The organism is Marinimicrobium sp. UBA4209 (assembly GCF_002381585.1).
In the GTDB taxonomy this organism is placed as follows: Bacteria; Pseudomonadota; Gammaproteobacteria; order Pseudomonadales; family Cellvibrionaceae; genus Marinimicrobium; species Marinimicrobium koreense.
Genome location: NZ_DFTP01000018.1, coordinates 1 through 8,489, shown reverse-complemented (window position 1 = coordinate 8,489; position 8,489 = coordinate 1). Strand labels below are relative to the sequence as shown.

Below are 8,489 nucleotides of genomic sequence, written 5' to 3'. Positions count from 1 at the left end.
CATCCTGCCTCCGACTCAAGCTCCCCTCCAGCGGGTGGGGCTGTGCCTCGGCTCGTCCTTCGGACCTCGCCGATTCGCTCGGCCTGCGGCCATTGCGGGTGCGCCTTGTTCTAACTCATCGTCTTTGCCTTCCCGTAGGTCGGTTTAGGCCTCAGGCCGTAAACCGACAAACTCTCCCACACTCTCCCCAACCGACAAACCCACCCGTTTCGCTTTCCTAACACTGGTTACTTTTCGCAGAGTTGGTACACTACCGTGGCCCGAACCTGTGGGTAGTTTTACTAGATAAAACGTTTTTTATATGCTATAAAACCAACCTCCGGTCTGATCGGCTGTTCGCTCCAATGTGAGGTATTCGGTCAAGTTGGTCCAGTGCTGAATGGCAGGCCCGGAGCTCAATAAAAGAGAGTCATAAAGATGCAGCAATTACCCCATTCTTTGAAAACCCTGAGCGCAGTGGTATTTGGCAGTATTGTGACGCTGTCTTGCAGCGCCGAGACCAATGAAACCGCGGCAGAGGAAGAACTTGAACCCTGGCAGCAGGCCCAGAAGACAGAAGTCTGGGAGCCGGTTCCTCCGATGGTGGAAGTGCCCCAGGACGGTGTCCCGTCCGATGCAATTGTTCTGTTTGATGGTAGCGACCTGGACGCGTGGGTCGGGGAGAACGGTGGAGAGCCGACCTGGAATCTGGACGGTGATGCGATGACCGTGGCCCGTCGTCAGGGTGGTATCCGGACCAAGCGGGAATTCTGTGACGTGCAGCTTCATATTGAATGGCGTTCTCCAACCGATATTGAAGGGATGGATGGTCAGGATCGAGGCAACAGCGGTGTGTTCCTGCAGGAGCGCTATGAGATTCAGGTGCTCGATTCCCATGACAATGAAACCTATCCCAACGGCCAGGCTGCATCGGTTTACAAGCAGTCCATTCCCTTGGTGAACGCGACCCGTCCGCGTGGCCAGTGGCAGGAGTACGACATTATTTATCAGGCCCCGCGCTTTGATGACAGTGGTGCGCTGGAAGAGCCTGCCTACGTGACCGTGCTGCACAATGGTGTCGTGGTACAGAACCACTTCGAGATTCAGGGCGCGACTGAGTGGATCGGCGAGCCGAGCTACGATGAAGCGCACGGCTGTGCTCCCATTTTCCTGCAAGACCACGACGCGGCGGTCAGTTTCCGGAATATCTGGGTTCGCGAACTGTAATACTCCCAGGAGGCAGGATTGCCTGCCTTTTTTCATCGGCGAGGGATCGCGACGCAAGACCCGGCTGAACGCGACAGCCGGGTTTTTTTTAGTCAACTCAACACAAAACGATAACGTTAGGCACGGCGCAGCGCCATTCTGTTCAGAGGTAAAACTATGCTGAAAATAATAAAGAGGTTCGGTCAATCCTTTTGGGTGGTGTCGGCAGGCGTGCTCTCCCTGTTCGTCATTGGAGTGCAGGCGTCAGTGCTGACGCCCGAGGCACCCTGGGAGCAGGTTCATGATGTTCTGTATCAGGACGGGCGGTTAGAGCCTGTGGTTGGAGAGGGCAAACCTGAGACGCTCTTTCTCGACAGTGGCGCGGAGGACATAAGGCTCTTGTCGGAAGAGTCTCTGGGAGACTCCGTTCTGACGTTTGAAGTCCTACTGGCCGAGCAAGCCCGCGCGGGTGTTTATCTGCAGGGGCGCTATGAAGTGGTGCTGACCGGATCCGAGCAGACGGAGGCCTTGAAGACCGACAGTATGGGTGCCCTTGCGCCGCGATGGAATGAAAATCGGACTCCCCCGGAGTTTGATGGTGTGCCGCCCTTGCGCTCGGTAGGTGACACTGTTGGTCAATGGCTTCCCGTGGAAATACAGTTTCGCGCCCCTCGCTACAATGAGGCGGGGCAGAAAGTAGAGCCCGCCATGTTGCTTGAGGTTCGCATCAATAACCAGATCGTTCAGAAGCGTACGCTGCTTACCGGGTTTACCCGAGGTTCGATTAACCCCTGGGAGACAACATCGGGGCCTTTGATGGTGCACGTTCATCAGGGACCGGTGGCGCTGCGCCAGGTGTCCTTGGCGCACGCCGATTTCAGTGCGGTCGAGCTGCCCTCTGAAACGGGCGGCGAGTCCAACCTGGGGCAGCTGGAAGATTTTGTGGCCAAGGGCGAGAAGGCATTCAAAGCGCTGGGCTGCACCTCATGTCATGCCGTCACCGACGGCGAAAAATCGGTACGTGCCGGCCCCAACCTCTATGGATTGTTCCAACGGACCCCTCGTGATCGGGAAGTCAAGCAGGGGGAGGGAGACACCCGGTTCACTCTGAAAGCGGATCGGAGTTACCTGCACCGCAGTATCCGTCAACCGGATGCCGAGTTGGCAATCGCCGAATCAGGTTCAAACTCGGGTCAAGTTTATCAGCCGATCATGCCGGCTTACTCGACCGATACCTTGAGCGACGGTGATCTGGGTGCGATCGGGGCCTATCTCAAAACACTCAATCCGCTGGCAACCCAGGGGCCGGTCGTTCAACTGGTCGAAGAGGGTGGGCCGGAGGTCTATGATCCACTCACTGATGGATTGCAGCGTCTGGTTCTGGATGAAGTCCAGATCCAGCGGGGACCCATGCCTGGCACGTCCGGACGAGCCATACATGTTGGGCTGCCCAATGGTGTGAACTACAGCTTTGACCCCAGAGTGCTGGGTGTGGTCAAGCTCTGGCAGGGTGGTTTCCTGGATATGGGAGGTGAATTGCGCAATCGCGGCGGAGGCGGTTTGCGTATGGGGTATGACAGCCGGGAGATTGGTCTGGGGGCGACCAATACGTTGTTCGCACCCCTTCAACCGGACGGAACGCCGGTCGACTTTTCATTCAAGGAATCGGTCTTCCAGGATCACGAGCGGGTGCGGGCTGCGCTGTACAGTGAGAAGGACCACTTTGATCTGCTCGCGGAAGTCGATGCCCGTTTTCACGGTTACCGGCGAGACTCCCGACAAGCGGAGGCGGCTCCCACGTTTGAGGTATCCGTCGGTGACAATCGCTTTGGAATGACCATGGACATCAGCGCCCAGGGTGTTCTGACGCTGGAGGTTGATGGGACCCTGAACTCCGAGCAGCGCCTGCAGCTGGCAACGGAGCTCGTCACGGATATCTCGGTCTCTGAAGGTTCAATTACCGAGGGTCAGTGGGTTATTCCTGAGGGGAGCGAATTGCCGGTGCGCCTGCAGGGACAACTGGCACTGTCTGACAACCCCTGGCGACCGACGTCCAAGTCGTTTGACCATGTACGTCAGCCGCTGAAAGTGGTGCCCTCGCAGGCGGACCTTCTGGACGGCTACGCCATCGAAGACTATCTGCCCCCCAAAGACAACTACGGTCGAGATCTCCTGTTTGAGCCCTTGGGGATCGCCGTGGCTGACAATGGGACGGTTGTGGTGTCGACCCGAAACGCGGGGATCTGGCGATTGATCGATGATGAGTGGCACCTGTTTGCCGAAGGTCTTTTCGATAGCCTGGGCGTCGTGATTGAAGACAAGGCGGGTCTGGATCTGGTGGTTGGCCAGAAAGCCGAGTTGACCAGGATTCGGGACACCAACGGTGACGGGCGCGCAGATCACTACCAAACGTTGTTCGATGGGTTCGGTTATCACAGTAACTACCACACCTATCTGCACGGGCCGGTGAAAGGCGCCGATGGTGCTTATTATCTGGGGCTGAATCTGGCTCATACCGACGAGGCGGTCTACAAAGCCGATGGCCTCTATATGGGCTCTCAGGGAGGCTTCAGTGGCTGGGCGTTCAGAGTGACCCCCGACGGTGAGGCCACGCCCTGGGCCAGTGGTCTGCGCAGTGCGGCCGGTTGGGCCTTGGGGCCGGATGATCAGGTCTGGTTTACCGAGAACCAGGGCGAGTTTGTGGGCACCTCGAAGCTTTTCATGCTGAAGAAAAATGCCTTCTATGGGCATCCGTCCGGGTTGGTTGATCTGCCGGGGATGACGCCGGGCTCACAGGGCATAGCCTGGTCGCGAGTGCGGGACCATCGCGAACCGGAACGGCTCTTGATGCCCCAGAACCTGTTGGCGAACTCTCCGGGGCACCCGGTCTGGGATACCACCCAGGGGCGCTTTGGCCCATTCTCTGAACAGATACTGATCGGTGACCAGACACAATCCAATCTGTTCCGGGTCGCGCTGGAAACCTTGCCGGATGGAACGGTGCAGGGAGCGGCAATGCCGTTTGCCCGGGATCTGGCGTCCGGGGCAATGCGTCCGGTTTTTCTGCCCGATGGCAGTCTGCTGCTGGGGCAAACCGGGCGTGGCTGGCAGGCGAAGGGTGGTCATGTGGCCGCCTTGCAACGTGTGAGTTGGCAGGGTGAGCAGCCTCCGCTGGCGTTGAAGCAGATAACAGTCACCGAAGATGGCTTTACTCTGCAGTTCACCCGGGCACTGCCGGAAACCCTGACCCCTCAGGCGCTGGCAGATGCGCTCGCGCTGAGTTCCTGGACTTATCGGGATGCACCGGATTACGGTTCAGAGCAATTGGGCCAGCGTGACGAAGCGATCGCCGGCCTTACGCTAAGTGACGACCGCACGGCGGTGACGTTGGAGTTGGAGTCGACAGAGGTGCCGAACGTGCATCCACAACAAACGGCTCGGGTGTACCACTTCACGCTCGAGTCCGACGTGTTGACGCGGGATCATGGCGGTGTGCCGATGAGTGCGTTTTATACATTGCATCGCTTCGCCCCCTGAAGATGATGGAGCATCCAGGGATGGATGTAATTATCGTCTTCATCTGGATTTTCCCCGTCAGGTTTGCTTAGATGCCTCCATCGACCAGCCTGATGGACACCTGTTCTATGAGTACCGCGACCGGCACCCTCACGATTGACCTCTCGGCCCTGCGGGCCAACTGGAACACACTGTGTTCCGTCCTTGAGCAAAGGCCGGCCGCGGTGATCAAGGCCGATGCCTACGGGCTTGGCGCGGAACCGGTGGGCCAGACGCTTTATCGGGCGGGCTGCCAGGAATTTTTCCTGGCCACCCTGGAGGAAGCGTTGACTGCCCGCAGCTTTCTTCCGGACGATGCCGTCCTCTATATTCTCGGCGGCGTCCGCCCCGGCGAGGAAGAGGAGTGCATAAACGCGGGGCTGATACCGGTGCTTTACAGCCGGGCGGCCATGGACCGTTGGGCATCAGTCTGTCGGGCGCTGGATGTTGCCTCTCCCTCGGTGATCAAAGTGGACACCGGTATGACGCGGATGGGGCTCAGTCAGGAAGACTGGCGTGACTGTGTGGCGAAGCCCGAATTGCTTGCCGGCTGTCATTCGGTCCTGGTCATGAGTCACCTCGCCTGTGCCGACGAGCCCGATCACCCCATGAACAGAGAGCAGCAACAACGGTTTGTGGCTGTGGCGCAAAGTGCTCGACGCTTGTTGCCGGGTATCCGCTGCAGTCTGGCCAACTCATCGGGTATTTTCCTGGGAGCCGACTGGCACTTTGATCTCGCGCGTCCGGGGGCGTCTCTGTATGGCTTTGACCCCGTGGCCGATGGTGAGCCTGCCATGGAAGCGGTGGTGAAGTTGGATCTGCCGGTCCTTCAGGTACGAGAACTGAGCCACCCGGCGAGTATTGGCTATGGAGGCGAGACCCGCCTGCCCGCCGGGCGGCGCCTGGCGGTGGTGGCCGGGGGCTATGCCGATGGACTCAATCGCACCATCGGTCGAGAGGGCGGGGTAGGTTATCTGGGGAATACGCGCGTTCCGGTGGTCGGACGAATCTCCATGGACACGACCATTTTCGACATTACGGAAGCGGCGCCCCCCGAATCGCCCGAAAACACCTGGATCACCGTCCTTGACCATCGGTTGCGGGTGGCCGATGTATCCCGCCGCATTGGTGCGCTGGGTTACGAAGTGCTTACCAGCCTGGCCGGGCGCTACCGTCGCGTTTATCGAGAGGTGGCGCAATGAGTCGTGATGAAGCGACCCTGTCCCGACTGCTGCACACGCTTTCCAGTGGCCATTACCACTCCGGGGATGAGTTGGGACAACGGCTTGGTATCAGCCGCGCGGCGGTGTGGAAGCAGCTGCAGAAGCTGAGCGAGTTGGGGATCGAACTGGAATCGGTGCGGGGCCGGGGTTACCGGCTCTTGGGAGGTCTGGAGCTGCTGGAGCCGGATCGTCTCTGGGAACAGCTGGGTGATCAGACGCGCGCTCAGCTCACCGAGCTGGAGGTTCTGTCGGTCACCGACTCCACCAACTCGCAAGCCATGCAGCGAGCCGCCCTTGGTCAGGGCGGCTATGTCTGCTTGGCGGAACAACAGACGGCCGGTCGCGGGCGTAGAGGGCGTACCTGGGTCAGCCCGTTCGCGCGCAACCTCTATCTGTCGCTCAGTTGGGGGTTTGAGGGCGGTGCGGCTCAGTTGGAGGGGCTCAGCCTCGCGGTTGGTGTGGCAATGTGCCAGGTGCTCGAGTCAGAAGGGGTTGGGGCGGTCGGCTTGAAGTGGCCCAATGACCTGCTGTGGCAGCAACGCAAGCTCGCGGGTGTGCTGCTGGAAATGACGGGGGATCCGGCCGGCGCCTGCCAGGTGGTGGTCGGAGTCGGTCTGAACCTGGCGATGCCCGACCAGCCCGCCCGCGACATCGAGCAGCCCTGGGCCGACCTGGAAACCGTGTGCGCGTCTGAGCGCTGTCCGGTTCCTGGGCGCAACGTGCTGGCGGCCCGGCTGATTGATGCCCTGGTGGCACTGCTGTCCGGTTACCATCGCGAAGGCTTTGCCGCCTGGCGCGAGGCGTGGCTCGCTCGCGATGCGTTTGCGGGGCGCCGAGTTGTGGTCAGCTCCGGCGCTCGAGCGCAGGAAGGGATTGCCCGAGGGGTGGATGTCAGTGGTGCATTGCTGCTCGAGCAGGACGGCGAGCGCGTTCTGTGCCACGGGGGCGAGTTGTCGATGAGAGCTGCGTCATGATTCTGGAAATTGATTGGGGAAACAGCCGGATTAAATGGCGCCTGCAGGGCGAATCCGGTACGCTGGCCGCCGGCGCCGACGCGGGTAAGGACCTCGAGACTGTGAGCAGCTCGGTGCAAGATGCCTTGCCTGCCGGTGTCGTGCCGGACACGGTGAGAGTGGCATCGGTGCGTCCGGCGGCGGATGAAGCCCGGCTGGTGCAGTGGGCGCAGTCCCAGTGGCGGCTTACCCCCTGGTTTGCGCGTTCGCTGGCCGAGTGTGCGGGCGTAGTGAGTGCTTACTCACGGCCCGGGCGCCTGGGGGTCGATCGTTGGCTCGCTCTTTTGGCGGCGCGCCAGGTGTCCCGGGAGGCGGCCGTGATTGTTCAGGCCGGCACCGCGCTTACCGCGGATCTGCTGGATGAGCGGGGTGTTCACCGGGGAGGCTATATTGCCCCCGGGTGGCAGACGATGCGCCGGGCTCTGGATGTGGGAACGGCCCGGGTTCGAAGTCTGCAGGGGCCGCCGGAGAGGCTCCAGCTTGCGCCGGCGAACAATACCGAAGGAGCCGTCGAGGCCGCACTGTCTGCGATGGTGGTCGGGTTTGTCCAGAATGCCTGTCAGCAGCTTGAGAGATCCTCCCGGTTGATTGTGGCCGGCGGTGACGCCGGGCTTATCGGTACCCACTTTTCGCAGGCATGCTTGTGGCAGGAGATTGTACTGGACGGTCTGGCGGTGGCGTACCGCGCTGAGACCGGCGCCTAAGCAATCCGGATTGGTTCATTTCAGGGTAGAGCAGTTATATGCGGGCAATACTCGCGGTCTTGGTGCTGGTCAATGTGTTATTGCTGGCACTTCATCAGTTTGGGGTAATACCGACCTCTGGGCCCTCGGGCAGCGGAGAGGCGCCTGTGGTTCCCCCTTCTGCCCCGTCTCTCCAGCTTCTGTCCGAGGCGTCTGGCGAGTTGCCGCTTGCCGGGCATTCGCAGAGTGATCAGGATCAGGGCTCCGTGTCGGACGCCTTGCCCCTGTGTGTCCTGGTGGGCCCCTTTACTGAGCATGGCGATGCTGACTCCATTGGTCAGCGTCTGAGGGCGCTGGATGTGACGGCCGAGTCGCAGAATATCGAGGTGTCTGACGGGCGTGGGTACTGGGTGCATCTGGCGCCGGAATTGTCCCAGAGGGAGGCGTTACGGCGCCTCCATGAGCTCCAGGCCAAGCAGATCGACAGCTACGTGATTCCCCGGGGAGAGCTCGCCAACGGCATCTCGTTCGGCATGTTCAGTCGCCGGGCTCTCGCGGAAGCGCGCCGGGATGAGCTCCAGGCGCTCGGTTATGACGCCAAGATCCGCGAAGTGGAGCGAACGCACAGGGAAATCTGGCTTGTAATGCCGGCTTTGCAGGCTCGGGCGCTGTCGGATCGGCTGTGGGAGGAGTTGCTGGCGGAGTATCCCACGCTGGAGCGAAGACAAAATTTGTGCCCAGGTGTTGCTTCTGAGTAAAAGTTTCTCTAGAATCCCGCCTCCACGTTGAGACGTGGTCAGGTTCGAGTGCTGGCGTAGCTCAGTTGGTAG

At 60.5% G+C, this 8,489-nt stretch carries 6 protein-coding genes; all 6 read left to right on the top strand.

Going from position 1 to position 8,489, the window contains the following annotated elements:
* Positions 1-417 precede the first annotated feature (417 nt).
* The 6 genes from B3187_RS03080 (at position 418) to B3187_RS03055 (ending at position 8,417) form a co-directional block, all read left to right on the top strand.
* Positions 418-1,206, top strand: coding sequence for a 3-keto-disaccharide hydrolase (locus B3187_RS03080; RefSeq protein ID WP_286804538.1), 789 nt, complete (start codon positions 418-420; stop codon positions 1,204-1,206).
* Positions 1,207-1,362: 156 nt separating this feature from the next.
* The gene (locus B3187_RS03075; RefSeq protein WP_286804537.1) at positions 1,363-4,722 is read left to right on the top strand and encodes a DUF7133 domain-containing protein; all 3,360 of its coding nucleotides are present in this window, start codon (positions 1,363-1,365) and stop codon (positions 4,720-4,722) included.
* 107 nt (positions 4,723-4,829) lie between these two features.
* The gene (gene alr / locus B3187_RS03070; protein ID WP_286804536.1) at positions 4,830-5,942 is read left to right on the top strand and encodes an alanine racemase; all 1,113 of its coding nucleotides are present in this window, start codon (positions 4,830-4,832) and stop codon (positions 5,940-5,942) included.
* Entirely contained in the window at positions 5,939-6,937 is a 999-nt protein-coding gene (birA, locus tag B3187_RS03065) for a bifunctional biotin--[acetyl-CoA-carboxylase] ligase/biotin operon repressor BirA (protein WP_286804535.1), read from the top strand. Before alr ends, birA begins: the two co-directional genes overlap by 4 nt.
* Positions 6,934-7,680, top strand: a complete 747-nt coding sequence (locus B3187_RS03060; protein WP_286804534.1) for a type III pantothenate kinase — start codon at positions 6,934-6,936, stop codon at positions 7,678-7,680. The genes birA and B3187_RS03060 overlap by 4 nt, the downstream gene beginning before the upstream one ends.
* Before the next feature lie 38 nt (positions 7,681-7,718).
* Positions 7,719-8,417: an SPOR domain-containing protein gene (locus B3187_RS03055; RefSeq protein ID WP_123639573.1), complete on the top strand. Its 699-nt coding sequence runs from the start codon at positions 7,719-7,721 to the stop codon at positions 8,415-8,417.
* Positions 8,418-8,489 lie beyond the last annotated feature (72 nt).

Coding starts and splice junctions, on each gene's coding strand:
- B3187_RS03060 (WP_286804534.1), top strand. CDS start 6,934: ATGATTCTGGAAATTGATTGGGGAAACAGCCGGATTAAATGGCGCCTG.
- B3187_RS03055 (WP_123639573.1), top strand. CDS start 7,719: ATGCGGGCAATACTCGCGGTCTTGGTGCTGGTCAATGTGTTATTGCTG.
- alr (WP_286804536.1), top strand. CDS start 4,830: ATGAGTACCGCGACCGGCACCCTCACGATTGACCTCTCGGCCCTGCGG.
- B3187_RS03080 (WP_286804538.1), top strand. CDS start 418: ATGCAGCAATTACCCCATTCTTTGAAAACCCTGAGCGCAGTGGTATTT.
- birA (WP_286804535.1), top strand. CDS start 5,939: ATGAGTCGTGATGAAGCGACCCTGTCCCGACTGCTGCACACGCTTTCC.
- B3187_RS03075 (WP_286804537.1), top strand. CDS start 1,363: ATGCTGAAAATAATAAAGAGGTTCGGTCAATCCTTTTGGGTGGTGTCG.